Source organism: Dorea longicatena (genome assembly GCF_024168045.1).
Taxonomy (GTDB): domain Bacteria; phylum Bacillota; class Clostridia; order Lachnospirales; family Lachnospiraceae; genus Dorea_A.
In genome coordinates this window covers 1,056,702-1,074,177 of record NZ_CP100126.1, presented here as the reverse complement: position 1 = coordinate 1,074,177, position 17,476 = coordinate 1,056,702, and the positions used below count along the sequence as shown (strand labels likewise).

The following is a 17,476-nucleotide window of genomic DNA, read 5'->3' as shown; positions in this document are numbered from 1 at the left end:
AATTATTCCGATTGTTTTCCTAATGTTACTTCAACATCTTTTTTCTCGTATTCACCATTCTTATTCTGTGTCTGAATCGTGATTTTTACTTTTTCTCCTGCTTTATAATATTGAAGCTGTTCCTGCAATGCATCCATTCCATCTACGCTTGTTCCTTCGATTCCTGTAATAACGGCTCCTTTTGTAATGCCTGCTTTTTCTGCACCGCCACCGGAGATCACTTCTGATACATATACTCCTGTCGGCATATTATACATCTGTGCACTGTCTGCTGTTACATCTACACCTTTGATTCCAATGTAGCCTCTTTCGGATTCTGCTACCTTGGTTTTTGTCTTCTGATTCATCAGATTTGTGATCAGATCACTTACATCAGATACCGGAATCGCATATCCTATTCCCTCTACTGTTTCCGTTGCAATCTTTGCAGAATTGATTCCAATCACTTCTCCATTTGCATTCAGAAGAGCACCTCCGCTGTTTCCCGGATTGATAGCCGCATCTGTCTGAAGAAGTTTTCCATCGTAACTATCCATTGTGCGGTCTTTTGCAGATACAATACCTGTCGTTACTGACTGTCCGTATCCGAGAGCATTTCCGATCGCAATTACCTGATCTCCTACCTGTGTCTGATCTGAATTTCCCAGTGTTGCCACCGCAATTTTATCCATCGTAGAATCCTTGATCTCGCTTAACGGAACTGCCACAACTGCAAGATCCTTGTCTGAATCCGTACCTTTGATGTCAGCTTTCACGCTTTTCCCATCTATAAAGGTAACTGTCAGTGTACTGCTTCCTTCTACTACATGGTTATTGGTTGCAATCAGAAGTTCTGAATCGTTCTGTCCAATAATAATTCCAGAACCGGCACTTTCACTTTCCTGTTTCTGTGTACCACCGAAGAAATTCTGCACTTCCTGTACACTCATGTTTGTAATGGACACAATTGACGGCATCGCATTTTTAGTTACCTCTGTTACATTTGCGGTTCCTATTGAGCTGTTGGTTGAAGTTGTCAGTTTTGCATTGCTGGTCGTTGTTGTCTTAGCTGTTTTATTCGTTGTCTGTGTTGTACCAAGAACTTTTCCTGCCACAATATTACTCGTCTGAAATGCAGCACTTGCAACCACTCCAAATACCAGTCCTGCACAGACCACCTTTGCCCATCTCGCTGCGCCTTTTCCTCTTTTTTTCTGCGGTTCTTTTCCCGGTTCCCCACCGCCGCCATAATTTCCCGTATTCATATTCTGATCGGTTGTATAATAATTATATTGATTTTCCATATCTTATTGCCCCTTTCATATCTTATATTGGTAGTGTACAGCGTAATTGTGTTTAATCTGTGATAAAACTAAGGAGATTTATTGATATTCCTTTAATTTTTCCAGCTTTACTCCCACATCACCCTTGAACTGTTTCCATGCATCTTCATGTTCTACAAAATATTTGGGGCAAATCTTTCCAGTCACATCATAATGACGTATAACATCATTTTCATTCAGATCGAACTTCAGACACAGCCACGCGCAAAGATCTACCATAGACTGATACGTCTTTTGATTGAATTTTCCCGTTTCGTCCGGATGACAGCATTCTATCGACACCGTATCAATATTCCTGCTGTTTGAGGCATACGCCATCTCCCATGTTGGTACACATTGAACAATCTCACCTTCCAGACCCACAACAAAATTACTGCTTGCTTTCGTAATGTGACTGTCCTTCAATCCTTCGAAATAATCCCGGTTATTCATAGCCGAAGCACCGGGATTTGCTGTATAATGAATCACAATTCCTGTAATCTTATTTGTTGCGATTCCCGCTCTGGAATACTCATTCGGCGTCAGCAGTTCTACGTCTATATCCGGTCTTACAGAATCTATGTAATCACTTTTATTTTCCGTATATTCTTCCGGCTGCTCCTGCTTTTTTAAAACCGTCACCACACACAGTACAACTGTTATTATAATAAGAATGATTAGACCTTTTTTAGAATGGCTTCTCGTTTTTTTCATCTTTTCTCTCTTTTTTATCTATCCTTATATAGTACACTTTTATCTATTTTATCATTCATTTTTTAATGTACCCGAAAGAGATTCTTATGGTTTTATGAAAATCAGCAAAACCTATACGTTGTTGTTGTATCATATACTTCTCCGGCTTTTGTAATCGGAGATTCAAAATTATCTTTATGAATTGCATCCGGGAAATACTGCGTTTCAAAGCATATACCACAACCCTTTCCATAGACAGCTCCTTCCTTTCCCTTAGCTCCTGCCAGGAAATTGCCAGAATAGAACTGTATACCCGGAAGGTCTGTATATACTTCCATCTTAATACCTGTCTCTTCCGATTCGGCTGATGCCACTTTTCTGAATCCCGACCCGTTTAATACCCAGTTATGATCATAGCCGCCTGCCAGTTTCAATGGTTTATAATCTGCTCCGATCTCTTTTGCAACCTTTTTTCCTTCACGGAAATCCATTGGTGTGCCCTCTACCGGAATTACCGTTCCTGTTGGAATCAGTTCAGCATCCGTCTCTGTAAATGCATCTGCATCCAGCCACACTTTTGCATTACATGCGGTTCCGGATGCATGTCCTGCCAGGTTGAAATAGCTGTGATTCGTCATGTTCAAAAGTGTATCCTGATCAGGAATTGCATAATAATGAATCTTTAATTCATTTTCTTCCGTAACTGTATAGGATACTTCTATCTTTACTTCTCCCGGGAATCCCTGATCCCCGTCCGGACTGACAAGCATAAATACTACATGTGTATCATCCTCTTCTTTTACACTCCACATTCTTTTATTATAGAAATCTGTTCCTCCATGAAGTGTATTTTCCCCGTTATCATTCTTCGTAAGCTCATATTTCTTTCCGTTCAGTTCGAATGCACCAGTTCCAATACGGTTTGCCACACGTCCGACAGTCGCTCCTACAGAATCTCCACCATTTTCATAATCCTCAAGTGTCTCGTATCCCAATACGACATCCTGAGACTTTCCATTCTTATCCGGTACGTAAAGCTTCAGTAAAGCAGCTCCAAAATCAGATACAACTGCTTTCATTCCTTTGCTGTTTTTCAATATATAACAGCTTGCTGTTTCCCCGTTTCTCGTTGTTCCAAATTCTTTTTTCATATCCAGGCATCTCCCTTTTACTTTATTTTTTTTAATATTACTTGTGTATTTATTATGTGCATTTATATACCAAGCAGACTACCTAAATCTTATTATACTCTATATATTCATCTCTGAAAACCATGATATGAAGAATTTTCAGGATATTTTTTCTGATATTATTCATTTAAACTCTCTCTTTGCCAGACACATATAATACAAAAAGGCGCCGTTTTCACGACGCCCGAATCTTTTTTATTCGTCTACACTGTAGTTTGGTGCTTCTTTTGTAATATGAATATCATGAGGATGACTTTCTTTTAATGAAGCCGAAGAAATCTTCACGAATTTTCCTGTCTGTTTCAAATCCTCAATTGTTGGTGCTCCGCAATATCCCATACCTGAACGAAGACCACCCATTAACTGGAATACAGTATCTTCCACGCTTCCTTTGTAAGCAACACGTCCTTCGACACCTTCCGGAACCAGTTTTTTCGCATCTGTTTGGAAGTAACGATCTTTACTTCCGTTCTCCATTGCTGAGATAGATCCCATACCACGGTATACTTTATATTTTCTACCCTGGAATAATTCGAATGTTCCAGGACTCTCATCACATCCTGCAAAGATACTTCCCATCATACATACATTCGCTCCGGCTGCGATTGCTTTTGTCATATCTCCGGAGTACTTTATTCCTCCATCCGCAATGATCGGAATTCCATATTTGTCTGCCGCTTCATAGCAGTCCATAACTGCTGTGATCTGAGGAACACCAATACCTGCAATGATACGTGTTGTACAGATCGATCCAGGTCCGATTCCAACTTTAACCGCATCAACACCGGCTTTGATCAGATCTTCTGTTGCAGCTCCGGTAGCAACGTTACCTGCAATTACCTGCAGATCCGGGAATTTGCTCTTAATCATATCAACTGTATGAATAACGTTTGCTGAATGTCCGTGTGCTGAATCCAAAACAACCACATCAACCTTTGCATCTACCAGAGCCTTTGCTCTCTCAAGACAGTTTGCTGTAATTCCGATTGCAGCTCCGCAAAGCAGACGTCCCTGCGCATCTTTTGCAGATAATGGATATTTAATCTGTTTTTCAATATCCTTAATTGTGATCAAACCTTTCAGGTTGAAGTCTTTATCTACGATCGGAAGTTTTTCCTTTCTGGCTTTTGCAAGAATCTTCTTTGCTTCTTCCAGAGTAATTCCTTCCGGTGCTGTGATCAACCCTTCCGAAGTCATTGACTCTCTGATTTTCTTTGAAAAGTCTTCTTCAAATTTCAAATCACGGTTTGTGATAATACCAACTAATTTTTTTCCCTCTGTGATCGGCACACCTGAGATTCTGAACTTTGCCATCAGATTGTTGGCATCTTCCAGTGTATTATCCGGTGATAAATAAAATGGATCTGTAATAACACCGTTTTCTGAACGTTTTACCTTATCCACTTCCTCAGCCTGCTGTTCAATAGACATATTTTTATGGATAATTCCGATCCCCCCCTGTCTGGCCATTGCAATTGCCATACGGTGCTCGGTAACAGTATCCATTCCGGCACTCATCATCGGAATATTTAACTTAATTTTCTTAGTCAGGTAAGTAGATAAATCCACCTGGTTCGGAATTACTTCTGAGTACGATGGAACTAAAAGCACATCATCAAATGTAATACCTTCTCCAATTATCTTTCCCATGATTTCTTCCTCTCTTTCTTTTGCATATTCATATTTAACAGCTATCTTAGCGAATCATACCCATATTTGTCAACAGCTTTTAACATGTTTTTATTTTAATACAATCTTTTTTACATTTTACGTATTATTTTCTGATTACTTTTCTTGGTGCTTTTACAAAGAATCCTTCTATGATCGTCTCATTTGGCTCAAACAAAACTTTACACAGTTCTCCTTTGTTCGAAGCAATCAATGCATAGATTTCTGCATGATTTTTTCCTGATGTATAATCATATGTCCTGACCTTCTTATACTGCATTAATTCTACAGCTCCTACCGGTGCAAGAAGTTCCATCTGATCTGCATCTACAGAAAACATTCTTTTTCTTCTGGATTTGTTCATGATCTTGTCTATATCAAGATCTCCATTCACAAATACATACTCATACTCCACATTCATATTGCTGAATACCAGCACATCAACCACGATCATTACAACTGGAAAAATAATCCCCACCGGTATTGCAAAAACCAAAAGCACTGACAAAACCGTCAATACGATCAGCCCCGCTTTCTTAAGTGTATCCTTTGAGTCCGCCTGTTTTTTTATCAGCTGCTCTGTGTAAAAATCATCCATTTTTTCTTTCCTCCAAGTCTGCTTTAAGCTATGTCTATTGTAGCACACCTGAAGCAAAAAAGAAAACTCCTCTGACGAGGAGTTCTCAAAAATTTAATATTCTGTTACATCATACCCATACCCGGATTTCCTGCCGGTACAGCCGGTGCATCTTCTTTGATATCTGCTACAACAGATTCTGTTGTGAGAAGTGTAGAAGCAACAGATGTTGCGTTCTGCAGTGCACTTCTTGTAACCTTAGCAGGATCCAGAATTCCGTTTTCCACCATATCTACGTACTGTTCTGTCAGAGCATCAAATCCGGTTCCTACTTCTGATTCTCTTACCTTGTTAATGATAACAGCACCTTCCAGTCCTGCATTGGCTGAGATATGGAACAGTGGTGCTTCCAAAGCTTTCAGGACAACCTTTGCACCTGTTTTCTCGTCACCTTCCAGTCCGTCAATCGCTTCAGCAACTGCTTTGGACGCATGAATGTATGCAGATCCACCACCGGAAATGATACCTTCCTCTACTGCTGCTCTTGTGGCGTTCAAGGCATCTTCCATACGAAGTTTTGCTTCTTTCATCTCTGTCTCCGTTGCTGCTCCGACACGGATAACAGCTACGCCGCCTGCAAGTTTTGCAAGTCTTTCCTGAAGTTTTTCTCTGTCAAAGTCAGATGTTGTCTCTTCGATCTGTGCCTTGATCTGGGCAACGCGGTCTGCGATTGCATTCTTATCTCCCATACCATCAACAATTACTGTATTTTCTTTCTGTACCTTTACAGATTTTGCACGTCCAAGCTGATCCATGGTTGTATCTTTCAGTTCCATACCGAGTTCCTCAGAAATAACCTGACCACCTGTCAGTGTAGCAATGTCTTTTAACATTTCTTTTCTTCTGTCACCGTATCCAGGTGCTTTTACAGCTACAACATTGAATGTTCCACGCAGTTTATTAACGATCAGAGTTGTAAGTGCCTCTCCCTCAATATCTTCTGCGATAATAAGAAGTCTTGCTCCAGCCTGAACAATCTGCTCCAGAAGCGGAAGGATTTCCTGAATATTAGAAATCTTCTTATCTGTGATCAGAATATATGGATCATCCAGATTTGCTTCCATCTTATCCATATCTGTAGCCATATATGCAGATACATATCCACGGTCAAACTGCATACCTTCTACAAGATCCAGCTCCGTCTTCATAGTCTTAGACTCTTCGATCGTAATAACTCCGTCATTAGATACTTTCTCCATAGCATCTGCCACCATCTGTCCAACTTCAGCATCACCTGCAGAAATTGCTGCCACTTTTGCAATCTGATCTTTGTCTTTTACTTTGCTTGACATCTTCGCAATGGCTTCTACTGCCACATCTGTTGCTTTCTTCATTCCTTTACGGAGAATGATCGGATTCGCTCCTGCTTCCAGGTTCTTCATACCTTCATGAACCATTGCCTGTGCAAGTACAGTTGCTGTTGTAGTACCGTCTCCTGCTACATCATTTGTCTTAGAAGCAACTTCTTTGATCAGTTGTGCTCCCATATTTTCAAATCTGTCTTCCAGTTCAATCTCTTTTGCAATTGTTACACCGTCATTTGTGATCAGTGGTGCTCCAAAAGATTTATCCAGAACGACATTGCGTCCTTTTGGTCCGATTGTTACTCTTACTGTATCAGCGAGCTGATTAACACCAGCTTCCAGCGCTCTTCTTGCTTCTGCACCATATTTAATTTCTTTTGCCATTGGTATCTACCTCCTGAAATATATGAATTAATTGTACAATTACTCGCAGATGGCCAGAATATCATCCTGTTTTACAATGATATATTCCTCGTCATCAATCTCAACATTCGTTCCTGCATATTTGGAATAAATTACCTGCTGTCCTGTTGTAACATGCATCTCAACTTCTTTACCATTCACCATTCCACCTGGTCCTACAGCAATAACCTCTGCCTGCTGCGGTTTTTCCTTAGACTGTCCAGGAATCACGATTCCCGACTTTGTAGTCTCCTCTGCTACACACTGTTTTAATACAACTCTGTCACCTAATGGTACTAACTTCATATCTATTCCTCCTTAATTATTTCTGTATTATTAGCACTCAACAAAAGAGAGTGCTGAAAGATTCTAGATATAAAATAGCACTCTCCTTTTGGTTTGTCAACACACTTTCTATTTAGTTTAGAACTTTTTTATAAAATCCATTTTGAATTTTAAATTTCATAACCCTGCCTGCCTTGTTCCAGTAACGTTCTTTTAATATTCCTTTGCAGACCACAGGATCTTTCGGATCCTCTATGCTGCACTCATAGATTCCATCCAAAGAATAAAAGGTGAGTTCCGCCTCTTCCGATACCAGATACAACGTCTCCTCCTCTTCATCATATGCTATGATCTTGCATAAATATTCCGTTTCATCAAAAAAACTGTCTTCCAGAATTACGCGGTCCATTCTGAGTTTTGCCGTACATCCTCCATATTTCACTATCCGCATCCTCCTTTATACTGTGAAAAGGGTATCAGTTGCCCGATACCCTTTATAGTTCTTATTATTTTGTACGTTCTGCTTTAATGCGGTCAAGTTCCGTAAATACATAATCATTGATTACTTTAATATACGTTCCTTTCATGCCGGAAGAACGGGATTCAATCACACCCGCACTTTCGAATTTTCTCAGGGCATTGACAATTACCGATCTGGTAATTCCGACACGGTCTGCAATCTTACTTGCGACCAGAATTCCTTCCGCACCATCCAACTCATCAAATATATGAATGATTGCTTCTAATTCCGAATACGACAATGTACTGATTGCCGATTGTACAATATGCTCTTTTCTGGTTTCTTCTGCACTTTCTTCATTCACAGATCTTAACATCTCAAGACCAACAACCGTTGTTCCGTATTCACTCAAAATGATGTCATCAATCTCATACACTTTATCTTTTTTATAGATAAACAGTGTCCCGAGTCTTTCCCCTGCAATGTCAATTGGCGTAATAATCGCCTGATAACCTTTGACAGCTTCTTCGGAAAATCCCAATGTCTGAAGATTTACATTTTCTTTTGTTGATAAGATACTAAGCAGCCGCTCATTCAGCATATCATCTACATGTTTTCCGATTTCTCTCTCGATCAATTCGGTAATGTAAGGCACACCTTCGCATTTGCTTCCGCCAAGCACTTTTCCTTTTTTACTGATCACTAATACGTTCGAATTTAAAATTTCTGTAAGGACTTCGCAGATATCATTGAAGACAACTTTACTCGAACTATTGTTATGCAGTAATTTGTTGATTTTTCTGGTTTTATCCAACAATTGTACGCCCATTTACATTCCTCCATCCTTATGAATGTATATTATCATACAATTCTGAAATATTCAACGAATATCATTAATTATCCTTATTATTTTCAATATTTTCTACATATCCGCACTGTTCATCGCTGCAAACCAGTTTATTTCCTTTTTCCAGCATGTATTTACCACATCTCGGACATTTTTTTGTCGATGGCTTCTGCCATGACATAAATTCACATTCTGGGTTATCCTCGCAGCCGTAATATCGTCTTCCCTTTTTCGTCTTCCGGATTACCACATCTTTACCACAGACAGGGCATGGTACACCTATCTTTTCCAGATATGGTTTCGTGTTACGGCAGTCAGGGAATCCCGGGCATGCAAGGAATTTTCCATGCGGGCCGTATTTGACAACCATATTGCGGCCGCACTCCTCACAGATCACATCTGTCACTTCATCTTCAATCTTCACCTGTTCCAGTTCTGTCTCGGCTTTTTCCACTGCTGCCTCCAGATCCGGATAAAAATTCTCGATGATTGTCTTCCATCTGACTTTTCCTTCCGCAACGCCATCCAGAAGGCTCTCCATATTTGCCGTAAAGTTCACATCCACAATACTCGGGAAGGACTGTTTCATAATATTATTCACTACTTCTCCGATTTCCGTCAGATACAGATTCTTATTCTCTTTTGCCACATAGCGTCTTGCAATGATCGTAGAAATTGTCGGCGCATATGTACTTGGACGCCCGATTCCAAGTTCTTCCAGTGTCTTAACCAATGTTGCCTCTGTATAATGTGCCGGTGGTTGTGTAAAATGCTGCTTACTGTTCAGACTTTCTTTCGTAAGGACAGAATCCATATCCAGCCCTTTTAACAGCACATTGTTCTCTTCTTTTGTCTCACCGGCTTCCGTATATACACTGCGGAACCCTTCAAAAACAATCTTGGATGCAGCGACTGTAAAACGATACTGTCCTGCGGCAATCTTTACAGAAGTCGTCTCGTATCTGGCCGGCTGCATTCTGCTGGCAATAAAACGTTTCCATACAAGCTGGTACAGACGGAACTGGTCACGGCTTAAGAATTCTTTCACTGCTGCCGGTGTTCTGGTTACATCTGTCGGACGGATCGCCTCATGTGCATCCTGAATGATCTTCTTGTCTGAAGATTTCTTAACGTCTCCGTCGGCAACATACTCTTCACCGAAGCCTTCCCTGATATATTCTCTTACTGTTGCATCCGCTTCCTCTGAGATACGGGTAGAATCCGTACGCAGGTATGTGATCAATCCCACAGTACCACTGCCTTTGATATCCACACCCTCATATAACTGCTGGGCAATACGCATGGTCTTGGCTGTTGCAAAATTCAATGCCTTGGATGCTTCCTGCTGCAACGTACTGGTTGTAAACGGTACCGGTGCCTTCTTGGTACGTTCTCCTTTTTTTATATCGGCAACAGAATACTCCGCATTTTCTACTTCTTTCATGATCGCGTCCAGTTCTTCCCTGGATGAGATTGTCATCTTATTCTTTTCTGTACCATAGAACTTAGCAGTCAGAAGTTTTCTTTCTCCTTTGACCTTCAGATCCGCATCCAGTGTCCAGTATTCTTCCGGAATAAAAGCATTGATCTCTTCTTCTCTGTCTGCGATAATACGCAATGCAACCGACTGTACACGTCCGGCACTTAATCCTCTCTTAACCTTTGCCCACAGGAGCGGACTGATCTTGTAACCTACAATTCTGTCCAGTACACGGCGTGCCTGCTGCGCATCCACCAGATCCATATCGATTTCTCTTGGATTCTTAAGCGACGCTTTTACTGCATTCTTAGTAATCTCATTAAAACTGATTCGATAAACTTTCTTATCTTCTAATTTCAAAGCTTTACTCAGATGCCAGGATATTGCTTCTCCCTCCCGGTCCGGGTCAGTTGCAAGATATATCTTGTCCGCCTTTTTGACTTCCTTACGAAGCTTCGCAAGAATCTCTCCCTTTCCTCTGATCGTTATATACTTTGGTTCGTAATCATTTTCAATATCGATACCCATCTGGCTTTTGGGCATATCTCTCACATGACCGTTCGATGCGGTCACTACATAATTACTTCCTAAGAACTTCTTAATGGTCTTCACCTTTGCAGGTGACTCCACGATTACCAGATAGCGTGCCATAATTTCCTCCATAATACCGACCGTTCTTACAACAGCCTTATATAATAATTTCTGGATACTTCTTCTGCGTATCCTTTCAATTCCAAAGTAATCAGTCTTTCCATCAATTCTGAAATAGAAAGTTCTGTTTCTTTCATCAGTTCATCGATTCCTTTCGGGAACAAATCGAGACAACTATACACCATACGCTCAGGACTTTCAAGCATTTTTTCATTTTTGTTATTTTTTTGTCCAATTTGCATCCGATTCAGATTCCATTCATCCATCAGTTCTTCCGGTGTGATCAGTATTCCCGCTCCCTGCCGGATCAGTCTGTGACATCCCTGACTCAACGCACTTGTCACCGGTCCCGGAAGTGCATAGACATCCTTCCCCTGATCCAGTGCAAAATCTGCAGTGATCAAAGATCCGCTCTTTTCTTTTGCCTCTATCACCAGTATCCATTCCGCCAGTCCACTGATAATCCGGTTCCGCATCGGAAAATTTCTTGCAAGTGGTTCGGTTCCGGGTGGAAATTCCGATATGATTCCGCCTTTTTTTTGAATGTCCATATATAATCCTATATTTTCTCTTGGATAACACACATCCACTCCACATCCCAGAACAGCAAACGTTGTTCCGTCTCCGTTCAAAGCACCTCTCTGCCCTGCTCCGTCGATTCCTCTCGCCATACCGCTTATCACCTGTACTCCCGCATGCCCAAGACATTTCCCATACTGCAATGCCATTTGTTCTCCATATGAAGTACAATTCCTGGCCCCTACGATTGCTGCGCTTTTCACATTTTCATCCGGCAGCGATCCAAGTACGTACAAGGCGTACGGGGGATCTGTGATCACTTTCATTTTTTTCGGATAATCATCCGAAAAATACGGCACAAATTTTATCTTCTTTTTCACGGATTTTTCCCATTGCATTTCGAGATTAACTGTTTTCTTTGCTTTTTTCAGTCTCTCTATATCCTTCTCATTCAGAAATGTATGTTTCTTCAAATTAGTTTCTTCTATATAATATATTGCTTTTCCATTTCCATATACCTCTCTTAATTTTCTTTTTTTCAGATTCGAAATGCCTTCTATCCCTGCCAGCCAGTATTCATATATCATTCACATCCTCCTAACGTCCCCAATACTTCTTATCCAGTGACCGGTAAGCAATAGCTTCTTTTAAATGTTTCTCCTTTACCTTCTCACTGTAATCCAAATCTGCAATTGTCCTTGCCACACGCAGGATCTTATGATAGGTCCTTGCTGTAAGCCCGATTCTTTCAAATGCAAGCTCCATCATCTTTCTTTCGCGCTCTCCCAGTTCTACGTAATGTCCGATCTCCTGCGGTCCTAATACTGCATTTGTCCTGATATCTGTTCCTTTATATCTTTCCCTCTGTATATTCCTTGCATCCGTCACTCTGCGGCGTATCGTCTCAGATGTCTCTTCCCCTTCCAGATCTTTCCGTTCTCCGTCCAGATCCCGGTATACAACTTTCGGAGTCTCTATGCAGATATCCATACGATCCAGGAACGGCTGGCTGATCTTGCCAAGGTATTTCTGAATCTGCCCGGGTGTGCAGGAACATTTCTGCACATCCGGATAGTTTCCGCATGGACACGGATTCATTGCTGCCACCAGCATGAATTCCGCCGGAAATGTAAAATTTCCATAATTTCTCGCAATATGAATCTGATGTTCTTCCAATGGCTGTCTTAGTACTTCCAGAACATTTCTTGGAAATTCCGCAAGTTCATCAAGAAACAGCACACCTCCGTGTGCCATACTGATCTCCCCGGGCATCGGTATTCTGCCGCCCCCTGTCAGCGCTGTTCTGGTGATTGTATGATGAACATTACGAAACGGACGCTGTGTGATCAGCGGGTATTCCTGATCCACCAGCCCCAATACACTGTAGATCTTCGTAATTTCCAGACTTTCTTCCCATGACAGTTCCGGTAAAATGGTTGCGATCCGCTTTGCGATCATCGTTTTTCCGGATCCAGGTGATCCAGCCATTAACAGATTGTGCCCTCCTGCCACTGCAATTTCTGCTGCACGTTTCACCGCTTTCTGTCCGCAGATATCCGCAAAATCTTCTCTGGTTCTATGTTGTTTGTTTTTTTCATTTTCTTTTTTCTCCCTTTTAGACTTTTCCGAACGCGCAGCTCCGTTCAGATACGCACAGAGTTCCTCCAGATTATCTGCCGGTAGAATCTCGATTCCTTTTACGAGTCTTCCTTCTGTCTCATTCTCTCCGGGCAGGATAAAGCTTTTACATCCTTGTTCTTTCGCCTCTATCACCATCGGCAGAACTCCCGGTACACCTCTTATTTTCCCCTCCAGACTCAATTCCCCTGTTACGATCACCCGTTCCATTGCTTCTTCCGGTATATACCCCATAGCTGCCAGCACCGCCAGAGCAATCGGCAGATCAAACGATGCCCCTTTTTTCCGGACAGTTGCCGGCGCAAGATTGACAATGATTTTCTTTGCCGGAAGTTTCATCCCCGAATTGCGGATTGCTGTTCTCACCCGTTCTGATGCCTCTTTCACTTCCGAAGACAGATATCCCACCATATGGAACATCGGAAGTCCGTTACTTACATCCGCTTCCACACGGATCATCTCTACCCCCAGTCCCTGAACTGAAGCAGATAAAACTGTACAAAATGCCATCTGCACACTCCTTTCCATACCAGACCATGCAGAACCTGTCCTTATATAAGCATCTTTTCTGCCTTATTTGTCCGGCACTCATATAAAATTGTTTTGATATAGTTGATAACTTGACCGATTCGGTCATCTACAGAATCCGCCACTGGCGGTCCAGATTTAGAAAACGAAAAAGAATAGTCTGTACTTGATCACTCATCTTCGTTAAATGTGCAATCATCATAGCCTATTCTTTCCGCCGTGTCAATATTTTTCTAATTTCACTTTCATTTTACTTTTTGATTTTCTATCCATGCGTCCAAGCACGATGCTAAAGATTCCACTTAATATCAGCAAAAAATAAAAGCTGATCCCCCGATTCACCAGTACTGCCGCTGCCACCGGAACAGAAGTAAAGATACCTGCAAACAACTTTACGAATGAGAATTCACTAATTCCCTCAGCTCCCGGGAACGGAAGAAGTGCTGTAGTCATATACAAAATGATCTGATGCAGAAACATACTTCCATAAGAACTGCCGGACTCTCCCATTGCATGATACACTGCCCATGGAACACTGAACCAGCAGATGATCTGGATCAGACTGACTGTTGTCACTTTTAACGCAAGTACCGGATCTCTTTTAAAAAACAATTTACAATCTTCAAAATCACGAACAATCTCGTCCATCTTAGCGCCCAATCTCTTCTTATTCCCAAACGGGAGTTTCATGATCAGGAAACGTATTCCATTTACAATCTTCTTTTTCAGACCTTCGGATAACATTATGACCACCAGTGCTGCTATAAAAATCAGATTCATCAGATACCCGAGAGCCGCCAATGCCAGCATCATCTTATTCAGACGTATCCTTCCCGTCAGTATCCAGAACGTTGCTACATTTTCCATCAGAAATGCTGCAATCTGAAAACTGGTGAGTTCTGTCAGAAGAGCCATCGTTCCATGTGCCACATGGATATTATCCTTATTCATCACATATAACTGTACCGGCTGTCCGCCTGTTGCAGATGGGGTGATCGAACTGAAAAAATAGCCGGTATAAGCATATTTCATACCCTGTCTGAAACTTACCTGATATCCAAATGAATTCAATACGCTCCTCAGATTGATCGCTTCCGCGATATTGAATACCGCCGCCAGTATAAGCCCTGCTGCCATCCATTGCGGCTTCGCACTTTTCATGGCATTCCACACAGCTTCCATATCTGCACCCTTCAAAATAACGAAACATACCAACAGTGCTAAAACCGGAAATAAAACCATATACTTTTTAATCGATCTCTGACTCACCTGCTGTTCCATATTTTTCTTCTATCCTTCTGAATTCATACCCCTGCGCTTTCAACAATGGGATTGCTTTTTTCAATGCTTCTATCGTTCTTCCCGGTGCTCCGTTCTCCCCTCTGCCGTCATGCAGACAGATAACCGCACCCGGAAAGACTCTTCTTAATATCTTATTGCAGATACTGTCCGGAGTCTCTTTCGCTGACCAGTCCTGTGCCATCACATCCCAGAATACCAGATTCAGATGCAGCTTCCGTATCCAGAACAGACTTGCCAGGTTCAGATGTCCCCACGGTGGTCTGTACCATTTCACTGCAATATCCATCTTCTCCATAATCTTTTTCGATTCTTTCACATCCCGGCCAGTTCTTCCCGGTCCGGAAAGCATCGCACTTTCGTGGCTCAACGAATGTATTCCGACCTGGTATCCGCTCTTTCTCATCCGTTCCACGATCCCGGGATGCTTCCGAGCAGATCCTGCGACCATGAAAAATGCTGCCGGAATCTGTTCCTTCTCCAGAAAATCGAGTAATATATTCGTATATACTGTATCCGGACCGTCATCAAATGTCAGGTACAAAACCTTCTCTTCCCGGGATGCCCTCTGTCTGCTTCTGAAAATCCAACGGTATTTCAGCAAATACGTCGGAATCACACTATAACTCAGTGCTGCGACACAGGCCAGTCCCAGCTTTGCAGTCTTTGGTATATTCATTATGCCGTCATCCTTTCTTCCATGATCCCTACTGCCTCATCCAGTGATACTTCTATCATCTCTTTACAGGCACGCCTTACATTTCCGGTCATTTCTTCCATCATTTTTTCATCACTTAACAGCTTTTCCAGTTCCGGAATATAGTCTTCACGTCTGCCCCATATGACTTTGGCAAATCCTTTTTCTGCCGCATACCTTGCATTATTCATCTCCTGCTCCAGAAACGGGTGGATGACAAATAGCGGAACCTGACTGTGCAGAATTTCAAACAACGTAATTCCACCTGCTTTTGTAATCACAAGGTCTGCCCCACGCATATATCTGCTGATATTTTCCGTGTATCCAAGTACTTCCACATCCTCATAGCGGTTCACCCATTCCTCATACATCTTATGATTTTTTCCGGTAATGACTACGCTCTCAACACCTTGCATGCTATGTAATTTTTCAAGCAATTCTTTCAGATCCGGCATCAGCCCAAGTCCGCCTCCCATAATGAGCACCCTGCGTGTTCTGTTTCTTTCCCGTTTCTGACGGTAATCTGCATCCAGGAACTGCTGGCGAACCGGAATTCCTGTCACAAGAATATCTTCCGCCCTGGTCCCCTCCTTCATCAGATGCCTTTTGATCTCCTGTGTCGGAACAAGATAGATGTCTGTCTGTGGTGCTGTCCACTCCGGATGCATACTGATATCTGTGATGCAGGTCACAAGTGGTGTTTTAAGCCCTGTCTTTTCTTTATAGGATGCAATTGCTTTTACACACATCGGATGTGTACAGACGATCACATCTGGTTGTTCTCCATCCATGATCTTCTTTAACCTTTTATAGAGTGCCTTTCCCCTTGGCTGTATTTCTACCTTCATCCTTCCGGACATTTTGTAGATAAAATTATAAATCCCGTAACAGTGCTCTACCATCATGCGGAATCCACCGAAAATGAATTTACTGATATGTGGATATAACTCTTCCAGAAGATCTTTTTTTTCAATTTCTGCCTGTTCATCTATTTTCCGGAACTGTTCGCAGATCGCATTGGCTGCCATCTCATGTCCCATTCCAAATCTACCACTTAACACCAGTACTTTCATAACTGCCACCCTTTCTCACATACCATTTTGCATGCCTCTTTCTTATGGTGTTAAGTATAGACTTTGATTCTTAAAATAACGGATATAGAATTCTAAAGATTTTTTAAAGACTTTTCTAAGAAGTGAAAAAGTTTCTTAATTTTTCAATCGCACTCTTCTCAATTCTTGATACATACGATCTGGAAATGCCGAGCATTGCTGCAATTTCCCGCTGTGTATATTCCTCTTCATTATACAGGCCGTACCGCAGCTTCAGTACCATTCGTTCTCTCTGAGACAATACCGATTCCACCTGCTGATACAGACGGATCACGTCTTCCTTACGTTCCAGTCTTCGGTAGACATCTTCTTCATTCATCTCAATCACATCAAATAATTGTATCTCATTGCCTTCCCGATCCGTTCCGATCGGTTCATACAAAGATACTTCTTTTGAACTTTTTTTCTTACCTCTCAAGTACATCAATACTTCATTTTCGATGCACCTTGCTGCATACGATGCAAGCCTTGCGCTCTTATCCGGATCAAACGTTACAACAGCCTTCATAAGCCCGATGGTTCCGATCGACAGAAGGTCTTCCATCTCTTCCGGAGGCGGCTGGTACTTTTTCACGATATGTGCAACCAGACGCAGATTCCGTTCTATTAGAATGTGCTTTGCTTCCAGATCACCCTCTGTATATTTCTGCATATAGTACTTTTCTTCCGCTGCCGTCAATGGTTGGGGAAATGACTTCAAGACAAAGCACCTCTTAGGCAGATTTATTATATTCTATGCAAAAAGCAGTGATTCTGTGCTTTTCC

16 protein-coding genes are annotated in these 17,476 nt (G+C 41.8%); all 16 read right to left on the bottom strand.

What is annotated here, in order from left to right; translation table 11 throughout:
* Positions 1 to 2: 2 nt before the first annotated feature.
* The 16 genes from NKF87_RS05155 to sigK all read right to left on the bottom strand — a co-directional run bounded on the left by NKF87_RS05155 (position 3) and on the right by sigK (position 17,411).
* Entirely contained in the window at positions 3 to 1,283 is a 1,281-nt protein-coding gene (locus NKF87_RS05155) for a S1C family serine protease (protein ID WP_118309323.1), read from the bottom strand.
* A gap of 78 nt (positions 1,284 to 1,361) precedes the next feature.
* Positions 1,362 to 2,015, bottom strand: coding sequence for an N-acetylmuramoyl-L-alanine amidase family protein (locus NKF87_RS05150; RefSeq protein ID WP_253584109.1), 654 nt, complete (start codon positions 2,013 to 2,015; stop codon positions 1,362 to 1,364).
* Between the two features lie 101 nt (positions 2,016 to 2,116).
* Positions 2,117 to 3,145, bottom strand: coding sequence for an aldose epimerase family protein (locus NKF87_RS05145; protein ID WP_192934763.1), 1,029 nt, complete (start codon positions 3,143 to 3,145; stop codon positions 2,117 to 2,119).
* Between the two features lie 234 nt (positions 3,146 to 3,379).
* Positions 3,380 to 4,834, bottom strand: coding sequence for an IMP dehydrogenase (guaB, locus tag NKF87_RS05140; protein WP_028086975.1), 1,455 nt, complete (start codon positions 4,832 to 4,834; stop codon positions 3,380 to 3,382).
* A gap of 124 nt (positions 4,835 to 4,958) precedes the next feature.
* On the bottom strand, positions 4,959 to 5,450 hold the full coding sequence (locus NKF87_RS05135; RefSeq protein WP_055281534.1) for a DUF6106 family protein: 492 nt from the start codon (positions 5,448 to 5,450) through the stop codon (positions 4,959 to 4,961).
* Between the two features lie 104 nt (positions 5,451 to 5,554).
* Positions 5,555 to 7,177, bottom strand: a complete 1,623-nt coding sequence (groL, locus tag NKF87_RS05130; protein ID WP_055281536.1) for a chaperonin GroEL — start codon at positions 7,175 to 7,177, stop codon at positions 5,555 to 5,557.
* Positions 7,178 to 7,216: 39 nt separating this feature from the next.
* A complete protein-coding gene (locus NKF87_RS05125; protein WP_028086978.1) occupies positions 7,217 to 7,501 on the bottom strand; it encodes a co-chaperone GroES in 285 nt (94 codons plus the stop codon).
* 112 nt (positions 7,502 to 7,613) lie between these two features.
* On the bottom strand, positions 7,614 to 7,922 hold the full coding sequence (locus NKF87_RS05120; protein ID WP_226851666.1) for a hypothetical protein: 309 nt from the start codon (positions 7,920 to 7,922) through the stop codon (positions 7,614 to 7,616).
* A 64-nt stretch (positions 7,923 to 7,986) separates the two neighbouring features.
* A complete protein-coding gene (gene codY, locus NKF87_RS05115; protein ID WP_055281541.1) occupies positions 7,987 to 8,769 on the bottom strand; it encodes a GTP-sensing pleiotropic transcriptional regulator CodY in 783 nt (260 codons plus the stop codon).
* 64 nt (positions 8,770 to 8,833) lie between these two features.
* Positions 8,834 to 10,918: a type I DNA topoisomerase gene (gene topA / locus NKF87_RS05110; RefSeq protein WP_253584108.1), complete on the bottom strand. Its 2,085-nt coding sequence runs from the start codon at positions 10,916 to 10,918 to the stop codon at positions 8,834 to 8,836.
* A 26-nt stretch (positions 10,919 to 10,944) separates the two neighbouring features.
* Positions 10,945 to 12,024 carry a DNA-processing protein DprA gene (gene dprA / locus NKF87_RS05105; protein ID WP_055281543.1) on the bottom strand — a complete coding sequence of 360 codons (1,080 nt, stop codon included), beginning with the start codon at positions 12,022 to 12,024 and terminating at the stop codon, positions 10,945 to 10,947.
* Positions 12,025 to 12,034: 10 nt separating this feature from the next.
* Positions 12,035 to 13,585 carry a YifB family Mg chelatase-like AAA ATPase gene (locus NKF87_RS05100; protein ID WP_117597230.1) on the bottom strand — a complete coding sequence of 517 codons (1,551 nt, stop codon included), beginning with the start codon at positions 13,583 to 13,585 and terminating at the stop codon, positions 12,035 to 12,037.
* A gap of 240 nt (positions 13,586 to 13,825) precedes the next feature.
* Positions 13,826 to 14,884, bottom strand: coding sequence for a lysylphosphatidylglycerol synthase transmembrane domain-containing protein (locus tag NKF87_RS05095; RefSeq protein ID WP_253584106.1), 1,059 nt, complete (start codon positions 14,882 to 14,884; stop codon positions 13,826 to 13,828).
* Complete coding sequence (locus tag NKF87_RS05090) at positions 14,853 to 15,581, bottom strand: polysaccharide deacetylase family protein (RefSeq protein ID WP_117597226.1); 729 nt, start codon at positions 15,579 to 15,581, stop codon at positions 14,853 to 14,855. Before NKF87_RS05090 ends, NKF87_RS05095 begins: the two co-directional genes overlap by 32 nt.
* A complete protein-coding gene (locus tag NKF87_RS05085) occupies positions 15,581 to 16,672 on the bottom strand; it encodes an MGDG synthase family glycosyltransferase (RefSeq protein WP_117597224.1) in 1,092 nt (363 codons plus the stop codon). The genes NKF87_RS05090 and NKF87_RS05085 overlap by 1 nt, the downstream gene beginning before the upstream one ends.
* Before the next feature lie 115 nt (positions 16,673 to 16,787).
* Positions 16,788 to 17,411, bottom strand: a complete 624-nt coding sequence (gene sigK / locus NKF87_RS05080) for an RNA polymerase sporulation sigma factor SigK (RefSeq protein ID WP_028086987.1) — start codon at positions 17,409 to 17,411, stop codon at positions 16,788 to 16,790.
* Between the last annotated feature and the right edge of the window lie 65 nt (positions 17,412 to 17,476).